This is a genomic window from Bacillus sp. mrc49 (assembly GCF_002803435.1).
This window is the reverse complement of record NZ_PHNG01000281.1, coordinates 1-450: the sequence shown is the minus strand read 5'-3', so window position 1 is coordinate 450 and position 450 is coordinate 1. Positions and strand designations below refer to the sequence as shown.

General features: G+C 48.4%; 1 protein-coding gene. It reads left to right on the top strand.

All coding sequences use genetic code 11. From position 1 onward, the window contains the following. Positions 1-450: ammonium transporter (locus CVN76_RS01970; RefSeq protein WP_198512430.1), on the top strand; the 450-nt coding region annotated here is incomplete at its 5' end.

The window sequence follows — 450 nt, the reverse complement described above, 5'->3', positions numbered from 1 at the left end:
GCAGTATCCGGAGCGATTTCCGGGTTGGTTGCCATTACACCCGCTTGCGGATTCGTGACGCCTGCATCCTCGATCATCATAGGAGTCGTCGGTGGGGCAGTATGCTTCTGGGGCGTATTCTTCTTGAAGAATAAACTGGGGTATGACGATGCATTGGATGCTTTCGGGCTGCATGGGATAGGCGGAACATGGGGAGGCATCGCTACTGGTTTATTCGCAACGACTTCCGTCAACGAAGCTGGGGCAAATGGATTATTTTACGGGGATTTCAACTTACTGTGGAAACAGCTTGTGGCCATCATCGCCACATATATTTTTGTTGCCGTGATCACTTATGTCCTTGCTAAAGTGATTAATGTGTTCGTTCCGTTGCGTGTCAGTGATGAAGATGAGTCAATGGGGCTCGATCTTACACTTCATGGCGAAAAGGCCTATCATGAATCAATTTAG